Here is an 18513-nt window from a genome sequence, read left to right as displayed (position 1 = left end):
AGAAGATGTTATTGTACAAAAATTAGGAAGGCTGGTGCAAAAATGAAAAAAACTAGAATAGTTATTGTAGATGATTCTCCATTTTCAATTGCAATGCTTAGAGATATGCTTGTTGAAAATGGTTTTGAAGTTGTGGGAGAGGCAACTTCACTGGAAGAAACAATTGAAGTAGTAAGTAAACTTAAACCGGATATTGTAACTATGGATATGACTATGCCTGGAACAGATGGTATTGAATGTACCAGGGCAATTCATAATATAGATTCAAATATAAATGTTATAATAGTAAGTTCTATGATGGATGATGAAATAGTAAAAAAAGCAAGAAAAAATCATGCTTCTGGATACATTCAAAAACCTGCAGATCCAGAAGAGCTTTCTCTATTAATAAATAGAATAATGGCAGATGAAGAGCTTTTTAAGGAACTGGAAGCTGTATATTATAAAGTATATAAAGAAGCTTTTATGGATATATTCAATAAACTGGTAAAGTCCATTCCTGAATTTGAAAAAGAGGACAAATCAAATGTAGAACATGTATCTAAAGGAGTATCCATTGTTATGGGCATTATAGGGAAATATTCAGGTAGGATGTTACTGGACATGTCCTATGATACTGCAGAAAGCTTTTCTACATTTATGTTGAAGAGAAAACCTAAAAGTTCAGAGGAAATGTTGAATATCATGGGGGAATTGTCCAATATGATAGCAGGAAATGCATCTTCTGTAATGAATAGGACCAATAAATTAATGGGGTTAAGAGTAGCACCTCCGACTATATTTTATGGAAATTCTATAAATATATCTAAAGCAGAACTAGACACTACTACTTCTTCTACAGCTAAAACAAACTTTGGGGATATTTATATAAATATAGGTTTTCAAAGGAGGTCGGGAGAATGGATGTCAGGTATATAAATCCATTTATAGATTCATTTATAGATATAATGCCTCAGCTTGGCGTAGGTAATATAAAAAAAGGCAAACTTAGTGTTAAGAATAAGACCATAGATAGCATTGGGGTGTTAATTATAATTGGAATCGTAGGAGATCTCAAAGGAAATATTATATATGGAGTTACCATGGAAAGTGCAAAAAATATTGCCTCTAAAATGATGATGGGAATGCCTGTTGAAGAATTGAATGAAATGGCTCAAAGCGCTATTTCAGAGATGACCAATATGGTAACTGCAAGAGCCTGTACCTTATTTTCAGATGAAGGTGTTAATATAGAAATATCTACACCTACTTTAATGTACGGTAAATTTAAAGCCACTGCCGCTAGTGACAAGATATTATGCGTTGAATTATTTGTAGATGATCTTCCCGTTGAAATTAACATTTCAATAGAAAAAAATAATTAACAAATTTAAAATATCCTGTTGTGAAAAATCAATAGGATATTTTAAAAAGACTATACTCATGGAATTAATTGTGAAATTTAAATGATTCTTACTACAGTGCCTACTGGAACTATATTAAATAGTTCTATTACATCTTTATTATACATTCGTATACATCCGTGGGATACAGGGCCACCTATAGAATGTGGATTATTTGTACCATGTATTCCTACACCTCTAGCATTTAATCCCATCCACCTGGCACCATAGGGACCACCGGGATTAATCTGTTTATTTATTATTCTAAATGTTCCTGCAGGGGTAGGGGTCTCACTTTTGCCAACAGCTACAGGATATGTTCTATATATCTTCCCGTTTCTATATAAGGTAAGTCTTCGGGCAGCCCTGTTGATTGTGATATTATATATAGGATTGGGGCTGCGAGATAAAAAATAATCTGTAAAAGGACAGAAGTTCATATAACTCTCCAAAAAATTAATTGTTGTTAATTTATTAGTATGTAAAAATAAGATTAATGTTAACTATTAATACATCTTTCTGTCTTTTATCCGAAGGCTACCATTGCTAATTCCCCTATCTTCTTCAAAGCTATACATTGTACACATCATTGGTAAGAAATTGGTAAACGAGCTGCAAGCCAACCTTTTGTAATATTAACCTGAGTTCGAAAAAATAAACTACAATTTTGTATAAATATAGATATAGAAAATGCAAAAAATAATTTAACTACAAATGAAGAAATTATTTAACATTTATTCACATTTAAAGCAATATTGTGATTAAGCTAAATGAAGATGTTTGTCCAATTTCAAGGAAGGTTTTTTAGGAAGAAAACTATATGCTGCTAGTCCAGAAACTATATTTACCATAAAGTTGGTAAGGCTTCTATGACGGCTATGCTCTATTTGACATACATTCTTCAAATGATCGTTTAGGTTCTCTATAACAGCTCTTTTCCTAAGAATAATTTTGTCTTCCATACACATTAACTTGTTTTTCATATTCCTTTTTAGTTTTGTTATGAGCTGTACCCCCTTGGAATACAGTATATCTGATATTTTCTTGGACAAATAACCTTTGTCCCCAAATAATTTTCCGTAGAGTTCTTTTGAGAGTTGTTCTATAACCTCTATATTCCTGTCATCCACATTCCCAGGTGTCAGATAGAAAGAAAGAATTTCACCCTTGTCATTTATGACAAGATGAAGTTTGAAGCCATAAAACCATCCTGTTGAACTCTTTCCCCTTTCTGCAATTCCCTTGAAAACCTTGTGGGAATGGATTCTCCTGTTATGGCATACATCTAAAGTGGTGGAATCAATGAAAGAAATTCCTGTACACTTGCCAATTCTAAATTTTCTCATGTATAATAGTAGTGGAAGCAATGTTTCCTGCATTAGTTCTACAAACCTGTTATAGCTTACAAGCTCAGGGAAATAGGGTCTTAGAACAGTTGATACATACTTTATATAATAGGCTTTGAAATTTCTGTAGGCTGATAAGTGAAAGTATATGATTATTGTCATGACTTCACTAAGCGATAAGTTTCTACTTTTTATTATTGAAAAATGACTACAGTTGTTTTCCTCTATAAAATGGCTCCGGCAGTATTCTTCAAAAGCTATACAATAGTTATCAACATCGTAAAATACTTCAAATAATAAATTTTGCATAAAATCCCATCCTTTTGTTTTGTTTTTTCTCTGTATTTATATAATAAAACATTTTGATGGGATTTTTTATATCTATAAATACTTTTTTTATTTTCGAACTCAGGTTAATATTATTAAGACACATTAAACCACGCCATATAACCTTTACGCCTGGTTGACCATCACTTTTACGACCAAGGAATCCACCTAATTTAGCTATCATAATTACAGCTTCCTTCAATGTTGGAGGCTGCATTGGTGGAATGGAAACTCGATTAACTACGCAATAGAGTGCTTGCCACTCATACTGTTGTAGAACTATATCGCATGCTGCTTCTGGATTTTGCTCAGATTCGAACTTTAACCAAAGAAGCTTCCATGCAACTATAGAATATACTGCAAGGGCGTTTTGCAAGCTTTCTGTGCTCTCCAATTGGAGTTTCTCAATATTACAACCACTTTTTAAAGTATAATGATAACGTTCAATTTTCCAACGTTGTTTGTACCATTTGATTTTTTCAACTGCCTGTTCAAGGTTTTCTACAGGTAATGTTGTTAAAAGAAGCCAATATATAGGTTTAATTCCTTTAGGAGGATTTATCTCCTCCGCCAAAACTAAATATAATTCAAGATTCGGTAATGACTTTGAATCTTTACGATTAACCGGAGGTTTTATTGTAACAGGACAATATTTCATAGATAATGTAGCTTCTCTTGGTGCACGTTTGTTTCCAGTGTCTCTAGGTACACTTATAAGTAATTGACCCATTACAGGACTACTCTCAATTTCTTGAATTAGAGATTTTTCGTTTTCCAGAACTCTTCTTTTTTGAGCGACTCTTACGAGCAAATCTCTTTCTTCTGATACTGCTTTATGGAAGAAATCATAAATGTCAGCTTCACGATCACACACAGTAACTACATTTATATGTTTTGGAACATCTTTGAGGCTTGAATCTAAAGCGTCAAGCCACTTTTGACTTTCTTTATCTGATGTAGAGCGTTCACGTTTGGTAACCCGTTTTCCAAGTTCTTTTGGATTACGTGTCCATACATATCTTGATAAAATGCCAAGAGGAATACCATCTACTGTTACTGCAAGAGTAGTATGATTTAACAACCCAAGATCATGTTCTGTGTTACCATATACACCTAAACCTTTAGTTGCAGGATGATCTTTATAATCTAATGCGGTAGTATCTTGGATTGCCAAGACAGTGTCATACTTTCTCATACGCTCGATAGTTTGTTCTCTATGGCTCATTAGGATTACCTCCGGTTTAACTCTATTATTACTAAAGAATCTATATGTTGCCTGTGTTCCAGCATAGCTTTTACATGCCTGAGGTATTGAACTTTCAGGGTTTTCGTAGAAAGAGTTAGCTATTTTAGTTAACCTCTTATTTAGTCTATTATCTGCAAAAGCTGCATCATTAAATTCCTTAGTTATTTGTTTAGGCAAATTAGATATCTCATTTGGAAAATATGTCTTAAGTCCTACATTAAGTCCTAAAATATCACTCTTAATATATTTTTCTGCTTCTTCATATGTAAATACGGTTTCTTTTATTTTCTTATATTCATCTTTACTTAGTACTTTTTCTACATAGGATAATAACTCTTTTTCCCCATTAGTCAAGTCATTTGGATTTTTTAGCATTAATTGTATTACTTTATTCTTATCTACTTGTCCATTTTCTGAAATAGCAGAAACACCCCTGAATTCAGAGAGACTAGAAAAGCTGAAGGAATAAATTGGGGTAGAAAACCTGAAAAACAGGAGAAAGATGTGCTTTCTGGATGTTATGTTATAGAAACAACCCATAAGGAACTGGATGTGAAAAATATCTAGAACCTATACACTACATTAACAAATGTAGAATATTCATTCAAGACACTAAAAACAGACTTTGGGCTAAGGCCGGTATATCACCAGAAAGCCGAAAGAATAAAGGCACATTTATTTATATTGGTATTGCATATCACCTGTTAAATGTAAAGTACGTTACCAAGGAAATTTATAATATGGAATGGTTTAGATTGTAGTGACTAAAATTATAGTGAATTTAATATCACTGATTATAAATATTAAACTTGCAATTAGTAGTAATATTAAGTATAATTAATAAACATACGACTATTTTTGAGTTGGATTTAGATAATGATTGCAATTGTGGGTAAAGTTACAATGACCTCTTAGTATTTAATGAGTTTTTATTAGCTCTGACAGCCATCCTTGGAGCATACTGTCTTTCTGGACGAATAGGTATAACATTTCTTGATATCTCTTCCATTATTTTATTGAAAATTTTGCGGCGTTTCCTAGGATTTTTTTCTAATAGCATAACAACTAATGAAGTCTTTAATTTACCTGTAAGAATATTAGTATTTACTTTATATTCATACTTTAGTTCCTTATCAGCATTACTTTCTTCAATGATTGCATTAGCATCCTTTTTAGCTAGAGATACCATATTTGATAAATACATTGTTGCATAAAAATCTTGCTTTATTGCAATTGGTGTTTCACCACTAAAGTTCTCTATTTGTAACCTGCTTTTTAATTCATTGTATTTTACTTCTATACCCCAACGCCTGAAATATAGCTTTTTAAAGTCATCTACTGTAAAAGTTTTATCATATATATTTGTTATTAAAATCTCTGTTACTCCTGAGTCCAATTTAAATTTAAGAACTCTAATTTTAATAATTTCTTTCTTACATTTCACTTCCACTATTTGATCTTCACCTTGTACATTAACTACTGATTTCAAAAAAGCAGTGGACACACGCATTAGATACTTTATATTCTTACTTCCTATAAAACTAATAAAATCTCTTGAAGGATACCCTCTGTCAAATAAAATTAAATCATTATAAGAACTTAGTGCTTCTAGCTTGTTTATCAGCTCTATAGCTGATGCTCTTTCTCCTGTCCTGTAATAATCTATAGCTGATGTTATAATCATATCATTTTCTACATCATATAATCCTATTCCTCTAGCACGAGCAACTTTTATACTTTGATTTTCAATGTAACCAAATTCTTCTCTTAATTCCTCTGTATTATTAATTTCTAATACACTTCCATCAATACTAAGTAATCTATACCCCCTATATTTTTTTGAAATCAGTATCTCTATAAAACCATTTAATTATCTCGTCACTCATTTTTATAAATGCCGCAGGCAGTATCTTTTTTCTTGCCTTTGAAAATGCTTGTTTTGTAACATAAGAATTTATCCCATTTGTATTAGAGCGTGTCTGAAAACAAGCTACAGATTACATTATTTGGACAAAATAAAAATAGAAGAAAGATAAACAAAAGCAAGAAAAGAAGATGCCAGCTTGTCATAACGAGTTGCAACTCTGGGAAAATGCTTGATTTTATTAAAAAACATTCAACTAAATGGCGTTCTTTGTATACCCACCAGTCACAGTCCCAAGGATCTTGAGTATTGGATTTTGGTGGAATAGTATAAGAAGCTTCTTTTGAAGCAATGTATTCTCTAATTTCCTTTGTACCATAGGCTTTATCACCTAAAATATTGCTATCTTTTATATCGATATTGGAAAGAACATCTACAGCTAGTGTGCTATCATGCAAATTACCAGGAGATAATTGAAAATAGATAGGATTACCAATACCGTCAACAACTGCGTGTATTTTCGTGGTATGTCCACCACGACTCAGCCCAATATGTTGATTTGATTCATGATTTATAGCCCCTTTTTAGCGCCAGCACTATGCTGGTGGGATTTTACACATGAAGAGTCGATGCTTAGATTTTCATAATCAGCTTCTGAGTTTAGTTCCTTAAAAATGGTTAATAAAGTGTCGTTATCACGCCACTTACAAAAACGGCTATATACGGTTTTCCATGAACCAAAACGTTCCGGTAAATCACGCCAAGGTGCTCCACTTCTTGCAATCCATAAGATAGCATTGAATATAATACGATTATCTATTGGAGGTCGTCCAGTTTTGCAACTGGAAATAAGTCTTTTATTTGATTCCATTGTTCATCTGATATTTCATAACGCTTTTGTGCCATAATAGTAACCTCCAAGTTTTTCTTCTATTTTACCTAAAACTTAGTTTTGGTGCAACTTCATGTTTTCAGACACACCCTAGTAAAAAAATCATCCAATTCTATTTGAAGACTTCTCTTCACAAAGTTTAAAATGAAAATTAATATACTCTTAAATGTCATTATGTTACTCCCTATTCTTGTAAAATATGTTGCTTTACTTCTTGATTCAAACAAGAATATTATATCATCAATAAGTGCATTAGTGATTTTTATCCCTTGTAAAAAATAATTTTTTTTTCATTAAATACACCTCTATAATTAATAAGTCATACCCATTAAAGGTTGCTTTATTAATTATAAAGGTGTCTTATTAAAAATCTTATTTTTTCAATTTTCTCTAAAGTCATTTTACCAATTTGTGTATCTTTAAGTTGATGACATTGCCCCCCGACCTAATACATTGTATATATATTGACCTTCTAATTCATATAGTTTATTGATATTTGTGTTCAACCTATCTTCACTAATTCCATCAGAATCCAATAAAATTTGTCCTACAACTCCTTGTAAAACATTATTAAAACCCTTACTTTTCTATTAAACTTCTATGCTATTTTTCATGATTGCATCTAAAAAATCCACGAAAGATGTTGTTACTATATCCGTCTCTTCAAATTCAGGTTCATAACCATGCACTATAGAACCTGATTCACCAGTAGTATTTAATGCATAATAAGCATATCCACTCTTAACTGAAAAATATACTGGTAGATGACAATCCCAAAATTCAGTTATTTCTTGTTTCCATTCCTCATCATTTTCCGCTTCTTCTAAGCACAATTTTTCTATTTCATTCCAAGAATACGCAGAATCACTTACTCCATTATAATCGTCTAGACATAAGAACCATGAACTATCATCCGGAGCAATGCAAACATTTACTGATTTCAGAAATTCTATATACTCCTTAGAAATACTAGGATAACGACTAATTATGTTATCTGGCAAGCATACATCAGTATTTTGATGTCGTTTAACATTCCAACCATTATCTTCAGCCCACTTTAAAAACTTTTCAATTCTGTCTTTCATTAAATTCCCCCCTATCATTTCGTATTTTTCTTTATTTCTCTTATAACTCTTCTTTGAAGTCCAGTAATTTGACTATGAGTTGGATTTTTAACTGTTCTTGTTTCACCAGTTATAGTTAATTCCTGTCCTTCTGGTCCACCTAAAGCTAAACCATGAGGATGATGGCCTCCGCTTTCACCTGGCAATTTTCTAATTGCATCAACCTCGTCTTTAGTCCTGTAGAAAACTTCTGTCTTATCTGGGTTAATACTCCACCATTCTGGTTTTTCATTATACCACTGTTTAGTTTCATCGAGCAAGTCAGGTGAATCCTTTAACCATTCATTTAAGGTTTTAGTTTCAGCTTTACCCGCTCCCTTTGTAGGTGAAACAAAAACAGTCCCTGCTGATATCTTTGGTTCATTAGTATAAAAAAGTTTATACCCATATAATTTATTGCTAATCACTTGACCATCTTTTATCATTATATCATCATCAGAAAGTTCTACTCCATTAAATGTAAGTGGAGAATTTTCTGTTAAAACATAAGTATAAATATATCCATCTTTTTCATAAGTTATTTGTTTAGGCAAATTAGATATCTCATTTGGAAAATATGTCTTAAGTCCTACATTAAGTCCTAAAATATCACCCTTAATATATTTTTCTGCTTCTTCATATGTAAATACGGTTTCTTTTATTTTCTTATATTCATCTTTACTTAGTACTTTTTCTACATATGATAATAACTCTTTTTCTCCATTAGTCAAGTCATTTGGATTCTTTAACATTAACTGCATTACCTTATTCTTATCTACTTGTCCATTTTCTGAGATAGAAGAAATACTCCTGAATTCAGATATTCCTACAGTTATTCCTGATATTTTTGAAAATACTGAACATATATTTTCTTCCATATCTCTTACACCATTACAATATAAATTAAATGAATCTTTAAATTCTGTCAAACTTGTTGTTTGATTTTTAGTTGATAGCTCATATCGATTTTCAATGAGGTAGTTCCTATAGCTGGTGATGTAGAATCTTTTCATTCTCCTGTGAAGTCTACTCCTCTATTCTCAAGAAAAGCTACAAAGGCAGAAGTATCTCCAACATAGCTTTCTATTGTTTTAGGGCTCTTACCATCCTCAATTAGGCTCATCTTGAAATCTTCAATTAATTGCCACATCATCTTTATTCCTTTCAATTTCTTTACATGGAAAAAGAGCCAATGCTTCTTCATTTGAAATATTGACTCTTATCATTGTTATAATATATATCTAATTTTTCTTTTAGTTACAGTTCACTGCATTACTGAAGTTATGCAGTAAAATTCAATTTGCATTTCATTAATTTTAATAAGCTACTTAAAGTATCAATTTTATGTAGCATATTTTTCTCCTATTTTGTATTAACTTTACCTTAGCAACTTAAAGGAGTTATTTCACAATATTCCATCTTGTGCCTTTTTAATATTTCTAATGCCTTATAGCTAACTACCAATTCTACATTATCTTCTAAGCAAAAATCGTCATCAGAAAACTGAACTATTTTTTCATCGCTTACAATTACTTTTCCTAAAGGAATTAATCTTTTGAAATTTGGTATAGTCCTATTTGGATACATTTCTTTAAATTCATCAGATGTTGATATTTCTATATCCTCAAATCTATATCCTTTTAAATTACTCTTTAAAATATCATCGACAATATTCTCACTCACTATAAAGCAAGGATAAGATGTTAATATTTCATCTCCTAACCATCCTGCAAATTCATAATGCAAGAATTCTACCTCACTCAGCATTCCTCCTTCATACTTTATCTTAGAGTTTTCTCCTATTTCACCTGCAACTTCTGGTTCAAGCCTAAACATATCCATATAACTTTATCCTCCTATTTCATTTTCGGATTAAATTTATCTCCGAATTTTTCATCTATTTCTTTTGCTTTATTTAAAAAGTTTTCTTTTGTAACTTCAATTTTACCTTTAGCAATATCTTTATAGAATTTATTCCATTCAATTCTAATCTTTGATAAGTGGACTTCACTGTTTACCTCATTCGGAATTCCTCTCAAACTTTCATATGAAGGCATCTCTTCCTCTGTAAAAAGCCCTGGATACTTTCTTAATACCTGTTGTTCGACAGAATGATGCTACAACTTCTCCTCTTAAGTCAGGATGTTTCTCAAAGAAAGTTTCTTTATAGTTTGTACTAACTTTCTTTGCAGCATCTGTCGCCCCCTGATACTGAGTCTGTCTTATTATCTTTTAGTGGTACAGTCTACTGTTTTCAGAATCTATGACTTTTTTATCACTATAAAAAGCAATGAACTAGCCTACTTATTTTCAGCTAGTTCATTTAGTCTTTTCTCACTGTATTATTGAAATTATGCATATAGCTATTTTCTTACTAGTATTGAATTTATAGCTCTTTTAAGTTTTCTTTAATTATGTAGCTACATCAACACTATTTATGCAGCGAAATGTTGAGAAACTCAACTTACTAAAGTTGTATTGGCTTATAAGCTAGTGCTATATCAACTATTTGCTTAGGAGTAAGTTCTTCTTCATTCCAATATATTAAATCACTTACCTCTGGGTGCGGAACATTTCTTTTTACAATTTCTATCATTTCATCAATCTCTTCTTCCGTTCCTTCACATTCCACTATTTTACTCACTAAACTTATCAGTTCTTCTCTTGTTAATTTTTCTAGCATATATTTTCACTCCCTTATTTATTAAAATGGAATCCCTTATCTAATATTTCTTGATGCATTCTTGGAGAAGATATCACTATATTATCTAAATCATATACTCCTCCGCCATTATAAATTGGATTTTTATGATGAAGTACATAACTTGAAATTTTTCCATATTGTTGTGATGCAGGCGCTTTTGGTGCTAATCCTTGACTCATTCTCTTAATATTTGACTTGCTAAATTCACTTGCATAACTTGAATTAGAATATTCTTTCCAGAAGGCTTTTCTAAATTCATCAAAATTACTGAATTCTCTCCCCCCTAAGTTATCAGCAACTTCTTTTGGTACTAACCCTATATTACCATTCGAACCTCTCATTGACTTAAGTGGATTTGATAGATTTTCACCACCACTTGCAATTTCTGACACATTTCTAGGGTCAGCCGATCCCTTTGTAGGTGAAACAAAAACAGTCCCTGCTGATATCTTTGGTTCATTAGTATAAAAAAGTTTATAACCATATAATTTATTGCTAATCACTTGACCATCTTTTGTCATTATATCATCATCAGAAAGTTCTACTCCATTAAATGTAAGTGGAGAATTTTCTGTTAAAACATAAGTATAAATATATCCATCTTTTTCATAAGTTATTTGTTTAGGCAAATTAGATATCTCATTTGGAAAATATGTCTTAAGTCCTACATTAAGTCCTAAAATATCACTCTTAATATATTTTTCTGCTTCTTCATATGTAAATACGGTTTCTTTTATTTTCTTATATTCATCTTTACTTAGTACTTTTTCTACATATGATAATAACTCTTTTTCCCCATTAGTCAAATCCTTTGGATTTTTTAGCATTAATTGTATTACTTTATTCTTATCTACTTGTCCATTTTCTGAAATAGCAGAAACACCCCTGAATTCAGATATCCCTACAGTTATTCCTGATATTTTTGAAAATACGGAACATATATTTTCTTCCATATCTCTTACACCATTACAATATTCATTAAATGAATCTTTAAATTCTGTCAAACTTGTTGTTTGATTTTTAAGTGAATTTTGTAAATTGAGGATATCATCTGCAATTGGGAATGATGTAAAAGTTAAACTATTTGCTAAATTTAATATTTCTTCAAGTTTAGAATTCATCTTTTTATAATTATCTATACATTCATCAACATTGTTATTTATTCTAGGTTGTCCTTCATATTGGAGCGAAATAACTCCTGTATCATCATTTGTAAGGGCTGCTCCTCCTGCACTTCTTTTTATGCAGTTTACGAAATCCTCACTTTGCTTTTTTAATCTAACTGCCCTTGGCTTTTCTTCATTTTCTAAAGCATTTTTCGTATACTTTATATCTTCTATTAAATTTGTATAAGACTCCTGTTTTTTAATATGCTCTTCCATAAATTTATCTTTTGCTTCACCTGACCATCCAGCTTCAGTAAGCTCTGCGATAGTTTTATTTATATTTTCTTTTTCTTCTTCTAATGTCTTTATAATGTTTTCATCTTCATTTATTGTATTAGTTAATTCCCCTATATCTAATTTAAAATCCATTTACTTTCCCCCCTATGTACTTTAACATTAGCAATATATATCTAATTTTTACATTAATATTCATGTATTTCCTTTATTTTAATGTTTTTGTAGATGCATGTCAATATTGTTTTATTATTCCTTGATGCTGTAAAATATTTGTAACCGTAAAAAAATTAACGCCTATAGGATTTGTATATGTTGCTTTAGATGTACTAGGTTATAGAACTGAAAGTGTGAATGAGGTGTTGACAAAAGAAGAGGTTTAAAATCTAATTTTTTTATTGAATTTTTTGTATAAATAAATGAAAGTTATTGGGGGTATAAATATTAGTTAATTGACAGTATATATTAAATGCTATAGTATGTATCTATATTAAAAATGTAAAATGTATTGTCTTTATTATGTAATTTTTACATTTAAATAGAGTTGTTGACCAGAAAGCTGGAGGCAGGTTTTATATAGTAATTAAAATACTATATAGTAACTTGTTATCCAGCTTTTTTAGGCTTACGAGGAGGTATAAGATATTGAATAGTCAGGTAAAAGCTAAGAAAGTACTTTTATTAGGATTAGATGGTGCGGATCCAATGTTAGTTGAGAAGTATATAAAGGAAGGTAAGTTACCGAATTTCAAGAAAGTAATATCCAGCGGTGTTACAACAAAAGATTATTCTATGAGAAGTGTATTGCCGGCAATTACCCCTCCTAACTGGGCATCTTTAGCTACGGGAGCATTTCCAAATACTCATGGTATAACTTGTTTTTGGAATCAGACAAAATGTCTCTAAGCCCTTATTTCAAAGGGGTTAAAATTCATACGTCAAAAATTCGTCAAAAATTTAGAATTAAAAAATTTCGTCAATTAATTTTGACGCTCTATTTATCATATCTTTAGTTACGTGTGAATAAGTATCCATGGTTTGTTTTACATCATGTCCCATTATTTTAGCTACAGATGGATAATCCATCCCGCCGGCCACAAGATTAGTAGCATAGGTATGCCGCAATTCGTGCACCGTTATATTATAGCCGGCTTTTTTATAATTACGCATAAGATTACGTGATAGAGAAATATTATTGATATTATTAAAAATTCTTCTATTCTTATTTATACCACATTCATTTTTGTATTTTTTCAATTCAATCCTAACGGTTTTAGGTATATGCACTTCTCTTTTAGAATTTCTACTTTTTAATTCCCCATACCCATATTTATTATTAGTTAATACTTTCCATTGTTTATTAATTTTAATTAGTTTATTTTGGAAATCTACATCATCCCAAGTAAGCCCCATAATTTCTCCAAAACGTAAGCCACATTTTCCTGCAATCATAGATATTATATAAAACTTTCTGTTTTCTATTTTGCTCAAAAGATCATCTAGCTCATCTACTGTTAATGCTTTTTTATCGCTATTTGATTTATCTTTAGGTACCTGCAATTTGGTAACTGGATTTAATAATATTATATTTAGATTGATAGCATAATCAAATACTAATTTAATTCCTCTTATATATAATTTTATAGTGGATGCCTTTAGTTCCCTTTTTATTAGATTGTCAATACATTCTTGCACATGCAACGGTTTGATATCTACTATTTTAGCGTCAAAAAGGCTATCAAAAGCTTTTATGCTTGTATTGTATCTTCTTAATGTATTACCCTCCTTATATAGTCTCTCGTGACTTAAGAACATGTGAGAGAACTCTTTAAAAGTAATATTCTCATATTCAGTATTAATATCTACATTTTGCCCTATTGTTTGTTCTAATTCCTTAAGTGCTTCCAACGCTTTATCTTTTGCCTTTCGCTTACCTTCTCTATTTAGCGGAAACCCCTGTTTACTTTTTTGTTTCCATTTTCCATTTATATCTTTGTAGGAAATTATATATTGCCAACTGCCATCCTTTTCTCTGTATATAATATTGTATTGCATTTTAACCAACTCCTTTATAAAATTATATATGATATAAAGAAGCCCTCTCTAGACTTCTTTATTCATCTTCTTTATCATCTTTATAATTATATCGTTCTTTTAATATTTTACATACCATATTACTTAATGATCTATCTTCATATTCAGCCTCTTTTATAAGTTTTTTATAAACTTTCCGAGGAATTATAGCTGCTATTCTAATATTTTCTTTTTTTATCATTGTTTCACCTGCTTTATATACTTTAGATTTCAAATAAAGTATATAAAAGGTTTGAAACTTTAACGTTAAAGTTGCATATAGTTGCATAAGGTTGCAAACCTTTTAGCAATGTCAAATTCCCCTTTTACGGTGACAACAGTTTGCGCATTTATAGTCACATTCTTCTTTTATGTCACAGCAATTCACAAATAAATCTTTTGTGCATACTTCCAAATGCTTAGCTATTCTTTTCAATTTTTTTAAATACTCACTCTCTCTATTTTCTATATAACTCAATTGACTTCTAGAAATACCCGCCGATTTTGCCAATTGCCTTAAAGATAATCCTTTTTCTTCTCTATATTTCTTAATCATCATTTGCATAATATTCCTCCATTCGACAATTTTACCGTATATCTATTTTAAATTAAAAATTAATATAAAAATAGTGGTAAATGTTTACAAGTGTATATACAAGGGAACTATATGCGACAATGATGTCGACTGAAATAATCAAAATATTGGCTTGTCCTAATCATTAGGACAAGGGTGGGTTTATAATAGAGCCAAGGGTATTACATAATTTTCACACATTTTCATATATAATATTGAGATATATTTTTAGGGGGTAATCTAATGAAAAATGATAAAGAAATAAATGAACTTAAAGAGGAAAATTTACTTCATGTAATTAATTCCTATAAGAAGTTTTTGAAGAATCACCCTATAACCCTTTTTGATCTAAACACACTCAAAAATATAAAGAAAGATAAATGAATTATTCACCTTTCTTTATATTTTTAGATATGGCTTGAAGTCTCGAAGCTTCAATTATTAAATCTTTAACCTGTTTGTCAACTTGTTTAGGTATAGTACCATCTGGATTCATTAAATCATTTTCTATTAACCCTTTAACAAGTTGGCCTACTATGGTTTCTTTCATGTCAGGCGTATTTTCATAAATTCCTTGTAGAATTTCAAGTAAAGATAATTCCTTTTCGTTATTTTCTTTGTATAAACTTTCTACAGGAATTTCTAAAGCTATTGCCAATTTATTTAAAAGTTCATATGAAGGATTTTTATAAACTTCTCTTTCGATTCTGTTAATATAGGTATAACTAACATTAGCTTTTTCAGCTAAGCCTCTTTGCGACAAGCCTTTCGCATTTCTTGCTCTTTTTAAATTTTCACTTATAGACATATCATTACCCCTTAGTGTTATAGTATACGCTAATTTATTCTAACATAATAATTTTTAAAATGGAAGATATTTAAAGAAAAATATAGAAAAGAAAAGATATTAAAAGCTAATGTTACAGTATACGGTAATATGAACTTTGATTTATGTTAGAGTATACTGTAATATAAAATTGTACCAAGGAGGGAAAACAAAGTTGAAAAAGGTAAATGATACAAGTTGATTATAACACAGCTTGTTCAAAAGCTAAAGGAGATGATAGTTTGATTAAACATTTAAGCTTTGAAGAAAATATCAAAATAGATTTGCCTAACAAGGTTAGATTTTTGGGTATGGTTTTCTTTGCAGATGCGTTGGAAATCAATGATGAGTTTCTGGATTTAAGGAAAAGAGGTGAAGTTATAGCTTATAAATTACTTAAATCAGATATAATCATAGACTCCAATGATAAGGAATTTATAATTAAAGAAAGTACATAAATTTAAAACTAAAATTTTAGAAAGAAAGGAGTACATAGAATGAAATTTGCTTCAAGTGTAAAAGATATGTGATAGGGGGATTATTATGAAGGTATGGTATGAATGCCCATACTGTGGGAAAAAGCTCGCAATGATAGATGATACCCAAAATATTTCAGGAGTATTTATAAAATGTAGAAATAAACACTGCAACAGAGAGATAGAAATAAAAAATGATATAGAGAGCCAGAGCTCAGATGCCAGAGCACGAGATGCCAGAGCGCAGAAGCCACCAGACGATACTAGTTGAATGTATCGAGCCGGTGGCTCTTTTGCTTTTAGAAAGGAGGTATGACATGAGCTTAATGGCATTGTGCAAAAAACATGGATATTCATTTAGAAGATTATCTAAAGAAGAAGGCGTTTCGTTTACTTATTTATCTAGACTTAATACTGGCATATATAAAAATCCTTCATTGCAAATTCTTACTAAAATAGCAAGAAGATTAGGAGTGTCTATCGAAGAAGTAGCAAAAGCAATCATGGAAGAAGATTAAAAAACAGGAGGATGGGGAAATGAAAAATTTAACGCAAATCAATAAGCTAATAACTTTAGACAGCAGAGAAGTTGCGAAAATGATAAGTAAAAGACATGGTGATCTATTGAGAGATATAAAAACTTATATAAGTCAAATGGATGAAGCTAACGAAACACTCAACGCAAAATTGCGTTCAGCAGATTATTTTATCGAAAGCACTTATAAGGATACATCAGGAAAAGAAAATCCGTGTTATTTGTTAACAAAATTAGGGTGTGAGTTTGTTAGTAACAAATTGACTGGAGTAAAAGGAACAGCTTTTACAGCTATGTATACTAAAAAATTCAATGATATGGAGAGTAAACAGCAAAAACCAACCTGTATTGAAGATGTTTTAATCCAATCTCTTCAAGAGATGAAAGACGTAAAATTGCAGATTAAAGAAACTAAAGAAGAAGTTCAAGGCATACGTGATGTCATAACTTTGAACCCTCAGGCAGCATGGAGAAGAGAATGTAACAGGATTTTGAATGCAATAGGTAGAGAACTTGGAGATTATAAGGCTCCAAAGGATCAGGTATATGAAATTCTAAAGGTTAGAGGAAAGTGTAGACCTAATGTTTTAATAATAAATCTGAAAAAGAGGGCTGAAAAAAATGGAATGCCACCTAGTAAAGTGAAACAATTAAATATTTTAGATGTTCTTGAGAATGAGCCAAGGCTCAAAGAAATCTACATTACTATAGTTAAGGAGATGGCTATCAAGGATAAAATCAAATTGTCGGATGGGGTGATCTAAATGCCAAATATAGAACCACTACTAAAAAAGAGTCAAGTAGCTGAAATCCTTCAGGTGGATGAAAGGACCGTAGATAGGTATAGAGAGGACGGAATAATAACCCCTTGCAGGATACCGGCTGTAAGATACAACCCACAGGAAATCAGAGAATTGATAGGCATAAAACTTGATAAACTTTCACCACTTGAAAGAAAACGCCTTGAAAGAGAACTGGAAGAGTGGAAAACTCGGGCAGAAAAGGCAGAAGCAGCTCTACGAAAAATAAATATTACTGCTACGGAAGCTATGCTATGCGAAAAGGAGGCTTTTCAGATATGAACAAAGAAATGCCTAGAAAGTTTTGGAATATCCTCTATTGGAACGGCATAAATCCAAACAATTTTATATTAGTAAGATCAGATTATGACTCTTTGCAATTAAAGACAAGAGAACAGGAAAGACATTATTACCAATTAGGTTTTAAAGGAGGAGATGAATAGTAAGTGAAATGGAATATAAGAGAATTAAAAGAATTTATAAAAGATTTAGATGATGATACAGAGGTTGTAGTTGAATCAATAGTATCAGGCGAAGAAAAATTTTGTTCAGATACAGAAGATATTTATTTTTCAGAGGATAGCAATTCAGGTGATAAATTACTTGTTATCGTGCCTAAAGAAATTGAAATTAATGAAAGTAAAAATGATTTAGATTTGTAATTGAAATAAAAGTAAATATACCTCATTACTACATAAAATCAAAGGAGGTTTTATAAAAATGGAAACAAAATATACTTGGACTGTTAAAAATGGAGAGGTTATATTTACACCAGACAAGGAAGTGAGAAAATACTCACATGAAAAATTGGTAGAAACCATCATTCAAAGCTATTGTTACTCATACGAGGATGCCGATTACTATGCGAAAGAGTTAGAAAATTTATGTTTGAGTGAATATTCAAAAGAGTTAAAAAGGATGAAAAGACCTCACAGGAGGAAGAGAAAAAACTGAAAAAGGCCCTT

At 30.9% G+C, this 18513-nt stretch carries 27 protein-coding genes and 2 pseudogenes; 13 read left to right on the top strand and 16 right to left on the bottom strand.

What is annotated here, in order from left to right; translation table 11 throughout:
* The first annotated feature begins 42 nt into the window (after positions 1-42).
* Positions 43-918, top strand: coding sequence for a response regulator (locus BS101_RS12270; RefSeq protein WP_073539084.1), 876 nt, complete (start codon positions 43-45; stop codon positions 916-918).
* Positions 900-1364 (top strand): chemotaxis protein CheX, encoded by a 465-nt coding sequence (locus BS101_RS12265; RefSeq protein ID WP_073539083.1) that lies wholly within the window; start codon positions 900-902, stop codon positions 1362-1364. The genes BS101_RS12270 and BS101_RS12265 overlap by 19 nt, the downstream gene beginning before the upstream one ends.
* A 77-nt stretch (positions 1365-1441) precedes the next feature.
* Here the strand turns inward: BS101_RS12265 and BS101_RS12260 are convergent, their stop codons facing one another.
* The 3 genes from BS101_RS12260 to BS101_RS12250 all read right to left on the bottom strand — a co-directional run bounded on the left by BS101_RS12260 (position 1442) and on the right by BS101_RS12250 (position 4676).
* Positions 1442-1822: a L,D-transpeptidase gene (locus BS101_RS12260; protein ID WP_073539082.1), complete on the bottom strand. Its 381-nt coding sequence runs from the start codon at positions 1820-1822 to the stop codon at positions 1442-1444.
* Between the two features lie 321 nt (positions 1823-2143).
* Complete coding sequence (locus BS101_RS12255) at positions 2144-3037, bottom strand: IS982 family transposase (protein ID WP_073539081.1); 894 nt, start codon at positions 3035-3037, stop codon at positions 2144-2146.
* Positions 3018-4676 (bottom strand): IS4 family transposase, encoded by a 1659-nt coding sequence (locus BS101_RS12250; protein ID WP_073539080.1) that lies wholly within the window; start codon positions 4674-4676, stop codon positions 3018-3020. Before BS101_RS12250 ends, BS101_RS12255 begins: the two co-directional genes overlap by 20 nt.
* Before the next feature lie 96 nt (positions 4677-4772).
* Here BS101_RS12250 and BS101_RS24595 point away from each other — a divergent pair.
* Positions 4773-5011, top strand: a pseudogene (locus tag BS101_RS24595) (transposase); the annotation flags it as partial.
* A gap of 188 nt (positions 5012-5199) precedes the next feature.
* Here the strand turns inward: BS101_RS24595 and BS101_RS23325 are convergent.
* The 9 genes and pseudogenes from BS101_RS23325 to BS101_RS23315 form a co-directional block, all read right to left on the bottom strand.
* The gene (locus BS101_RS23325) at positions 5200-6090 is read right to left on the bottom strand and encodes a transposase (protein WP_242951484.1); all 891 of its coding nucleotides are present in this window, start codon (positions 6088-6090) and stop codon (positions 5200-5202) included.
* Between the two features lie 213 nt (positions 6091-6303).
* Positions 6304-7074 (bottom strand): annotated as a pseudogene (locus BS101_RS22355) (IS5 family transposase).
* A gap of 573 nt (positions 7075-7647) precedes the next feature.
* Complete coding sequence (locus tag BS101_RS12230) at positions 7648-8142, bottom strand: SMI1/KNR4 family protein (protein WP_073539078.1); 495 nt, start codon at positions 8140-8142, stop codon at positions 7648-7650.
* 14 nt (positions 8143-8156) lie between these two features.
* Positions 8157-9173, bottom strand: coding sequence for a hypothetical protein (locus tag BS101_RS23320; RefSeq protein WP_073539077.1), 1017 nt, complete (start codon positions 9171-9173; stop codon positions 8157-8159).
* Positions 9170-9364, bottom strand: a complete 195-nt coding sequence (locus BS101_RS12220; RefSeq protein WP_073539076.1) for a hypothetical protein — start codon at positions 9362-9364, stop codon at positions 9170-9172. Before BS101_RS12220 ends, BS101_RS23320 begins: the two co-directional genes overlap by 4 nt.
* 179 nt (positions 9365-9543) lie before the next feature.
* Complete coding sequence (locus BS101_RS12215) at positions 9544-10002, bottom strand: hypothetical protein (protein ID WP_073539075.1); 459 nt, start codon at positions 10000-10002, stop codon at positions 9544-9546.
* A 14-nt stretch (positions 10003-10016) separates the two neighbouring features.
* The gene (locus BS101_RS12210) at positions 10017-10199 is read right to left on the bottom strand and encodes a hypothetical protein (RefSeq protein ID WP_207649433.1); all 183 of its coding nucleotides are present in this window, start codon (positions 10197-10199) and stop codon (positions 10017-10019) included.
* A gap of 428 nt (positions 10200-10627) precedes the next feature.
* A complete protein-coding gene (locus BS101_RS12205; protein WP_073539073.1) occupies positions 10628-10843 on the bottom strand; it encodes a bacteriocin immunity protein in 216 nt (71 codons plus the stop codon).
* Positions 10844-10857: 14 nt separating this feature from the next.
* A complete protein-coding gene (locus tag BS101_RS23315) occupies positions 10858-12399 on the bottom strand; it encodes a hypothetical protein (protein WP_198039474.1) in 1542 nt (513 codons plus the stop codon).
* Positions 12400-12909: 510 nt separating this feature from the next.
* On the opposite strand from BS101_RS23315, the gene BS101_RS12195 reads away from it, so the two are divergent.
* On the top strand, positions 12910-13170 hold the full coding sequence (locus BS101_RS12195; RefSeq protein WP_073539072.1) for an alkaline phosphatase family protein: 261 nt from the start codon (positions 12910-12912) through the stop codon (positions 13168-13170).
* Between the two features lie 57 nt (positions 13171-13227).
* Here the strand turns inward: BS101_RS12195 and BS101_RS12190 are convergent, their stop codons facing one another.
* The 3 genes from BS101_RS12190 to BS101_RS12180 form a co-directional block, all read right to left on the bottom strand.
* Complete coding sequence (locus BS101_RS12190) at positions 13228-14319, bottom strand: site-specific integrase (RefSeq protein WP_073539071.1); 1092 nt, start codon at positions 14317-14319, stop codon at positions 13228-13230.
* A gap of 58 nt (positions 14320-14377) precedes the next feature.
* Positions 14378-14539 (bottom strand): hypothetical protein, encoded by a 162-nt coding sequence (locus BS101_RS23310; protein WP_198039473.1) that lies wholly within the window; start codon positions 14537-14539, stop codon positions 14378-14380.
* Positions 14540-14650: 111 nt separating this feature from the next.
* Positions 14651-14902, bottom strand: coding sequence for a helix-turn-helix domain-containing protein (locus BS101_RS12180; RefSeq protein WP_073539069.1), 252 nt, complete (start codon positions 14900-14902; stop codon positions 14651-14653).
* A 252-nt stretch (positions 14903-15154) separates the two neighbouring features.
* Between BS101_RS12180 and BS101_RS22765 the strand changes: the two genes are divergently transcribed.
* Positions 15155-15295, top strand: coding sequence for a hypothetical protein (locus BS101_RS22765; RefSeq protein WP_156876043.1), 141 nt, complete (start codon positions 15155-15157; stop codon positions 15293-15295).
* A 1-nt stretch (position 15296) separates the two neighbouring features.
* Here the strand turns inward: BS101_RS22765 and BS101_RS12175 are convergent, their stop codons facing one another.
* Positions 15297-15719, bottom strand: a complete 423-nt coding sequence (locus BS101_RS12175; RefSeq protein ID WP_073539068.1) for a helix-turn-helix domain-containing protein — start codon at positions 15717-15719, stop codon at positions 15297-15299.
* Between the two features lie 206 nt (positions 15720-15925).
* Between BS101_RS12175 and BS101_RS12170 the strand changes: the two genes are divergently transcribed.
* The 8 genes from BS101_RS12170 (at position 15926) to BS101_RS12140 (ending at position 18502) form a co-directional block, all read left to right on the top strand.
* The gene (locus BS101_RS12170; RefSeq protein WP_073539067.1) at positions 15926-16195 is read left to right on the top strand and encodes a hypothetical protein; all 270 of its coding nucleotides are present in this window, start codon (positions 15926-15928) and stop codon (positions 16193-16195) included.
* Positions 16196-16280: 85 nt separating this feature from the next.
* Positions 16281-16484, top strand: coding sequence for a hypothetical protein (locus BS101_RS12165; protein WP_073539066.1), 204 nt, complete (start codon positions 16281-16283; stop codon positions 16482-16484).
* A 46-nt stretch (positions 16485-16530) separates the two neighbouring features.
* Complete coding sequence (locus tag BS101_RS12160) at positions 16531-16731, top strand: helix-turn-helix domain-containing protein (RefSeq protein ID WP_073539065.1); 201 nt, start codon at positions 16531-16533, stop codon at positions 16729-16731.
* Between the two features lie 19 nt (positions 16732-16750).
* Positions 16751-17512, top strand: coding sequence for a Rha family transcriptional regulator (locus BS101_RS12155; protein ID WP_073539064.1), 762 nt, complete (start codon positions 16751-16753; stop codon positions 17510-17512).
* A complete protein-coding gene (locus BS101_RS12150) occupies positions 17513-17830 on the top strand; it encodes a helix-turn-helix domain-containing protein (protein WP_073539063.1) in 318 nt (105 codons plus the stop codon).
* Complete coding sequence (locus tag BS101_RS22760) at positions 17827-17991, top strand: hypothetical protein (protein WP_156876041.1); 165 nt, start codon at positions 17827-17829, stop codon at positions 17989-17991. Before BS101_RS12150 ends, BS101_RS22760 begins: the two co-directional genes overlap by 4 nt.
* A 3-nt stretch (positions 17992-17994) precedes the next feature.
* Positions 17995-18210 (top strand): hypothetical protein, encoded by a 216-nt coding sequence (locus tag BS101_RS12145; RefSeq protein ID WP_073539062.1) that lies wholly within the window; start codon positions 17995-17997, stop codon positions 18208-18210.
* A 58-nt stretch (positions 18211-18268) separates the two neighbouring features.
* Positions 18269-18502, top strand: a complete 234-nt coding sequence (locus tag BS101_RS12140; RefSeq protein WP_083585713.1) for a hypothetical protein — start codon at positions 18269-18271, stop codon at positions 18500-18502.
* Positions 18503-18513: the final 11 nt, after the last annotated feature.

Origin of the sequence: Clostridium kluyveri, assembly GCF_001902295.1 — a bacterium.
In the GTDB taxonomy this organism is placed as follows: Bacteria; Bacillota; Clostridia; order Clostridiales; family Clostridiaceae; genus Clostridium_B; species Clostridium_B kluyveri_B.
Note: the sequence above shows the minus strand (reverse complement) of the source record. Positions and strands in the feature narration are given on the sequence as shown.

Coding starts and splice junctions, on each gene's coding strand:
- BS101_RS12270 (WP_073539084.1), top strand. CDS start 43: ATGAAAAAAACTAGAATAGTTATTGTAGATGATTCTCCATTTTCAATT.
- BS101_RS12265 (WP_073539083.1), top strand. CDS start 900: ATGGATGTCAGGTATATAAATCCATTTATAGATTCATTTATAGATATA.
- BS101_RS12260 (WP_073539082.1), bottom strand. CDS start 1,822: ATGAACTTCTGTCCTTTTACAGATTATTTTTTATCTCGCAGCCCCAAT.
- BS101_RS12255 (WP_073539081.1), bottom strand. CDS start 3,037: ATGCAAAATTTATTATTTGAAGTATTTTACGATGTTGATAACTATTGT.
- BS101_RS12250 (WP_073539080.1), bottom strand. CDS start 4,676: ATGCTAAAAAATCCAAATGACTTGACTAATGGGGAAAAAGAGTTATTA.
- BS101_RS12230 (WP_073539078.1), bottom strand. CDS start 8,142: ATGAAAGACAGAATTGAAAAGTTTTTAAAGTGGGCTGAAGATAATGGT.
- BS101_RS23320 (WP_073539077.1), bottom strand. CDS start 9,173: ATGAAAAGATTCTACATCACCAGCTATAGGAACTACCTCATTGAAAAT.
- BS101_RS12220 (WP_073539076.1), bottom strand. CDS start 9,364: ATGAAGAAGCATTGGCTCTTTTTCCATGTAAAGAAATTGAAAGGAATA.
- BS101_RS12215 (WP_073539075.1), bottom strand. CDS start 10,002: ATGGATATGTTTAGGCTTGAACCAGAAGTTGCAGGTGAAATAGGAGAA.
- BS101_RS12205 (WP_073539073.1), bottom strand. CDS start 10,843: ATGCTAGAAAAATTAACAAGAGAAGAACTGATAAGTTTAGTGAGTAAA.
- BS101_RS23315 (WP_198039474.1), bottom strand. CDS start 12,399: ATGGATTTTAAATTAGATATAGGGGAATTAACTAATACAATAAATGAA.
- BS101_RS12190 (WP_073539071.1), bottom strand. CDS start 14,319: ATGCAATACAATATTATATACAGAGAAAAGGATGGCAGTTGGCAATAT.
- BS101_RS23310 (WP_198039473.1), bottom strand. CDS start 14,539: ATGATAAAAAAAGAAAATATTAGAATAGCAGCTATAATTCCTCGGAAA.
- BS101_RS12180 (WP_073539069.1), bottom strand. CDS start 14,902: ATGCAAATGATGATTAAGAAATATAGAGAAGAAAAAGGATTATCTTTA.
- BS101_RS22765 (WP_156876043.1), top strand. CDS start 15,155: ATGAAAAATGATAAAGAAATAAATGAACTTAAAGAGGAAAATTTACTT.
- BS101_RS12175 (WP_073539068.1), bottom strand. CDS start 15,719: ATGTCTATAAGTGAAAATTTAAAAAGAGCAAGAAATGCGAAAGGCTTG.
- BS101_RS12170 (WP_073539067.1), top strand. CDS start 15,926: ATGATACAAGTTGATTATAACACAGCTTGTTCAAAAGCTAAAGGAGAT.
- BS101_RS12165 (WP_073539066.1), top strand. CDS start 16,281: ATGAAGGTATGGTATGAATGCCCATACTGTGGGAAAAAGCTCGCAATG.
- BS101_RS12160 (WP_073539065.1), top strand. CDS start 16,531: ATGAGCTTAATGGCATTGTGCAAAAAACATGGATATTCATTTAGAAGA.
- BS101_RS12155 (WP_073539064.1), top strand. CDS start 16,751: ATGAAAAATTTAACGCAAATCAATAAGCTAATAACTTTAGACAGCAGA.
- BS101_RS12150 (WP_073539063.1), top strand. CDS start 17,513: ATGCCAAATATAGAACCACTACTAAAAAAGAGTCAAGTAGCTGAAATC.
- BS101_RS22760 (WP_156876041.1), top strand. CDS start 17,827: ATGAACAAAGAAATGCCTAGAAAGTTTTGGAATATCCTCTATTGGAAC.
- BS101_RS12140 (WP_083585713.1), top strand. CDS start 18,269: ATGGAAACAAAATATACTTGGACTGTTAAAAATGGAGAGGTTATATTT.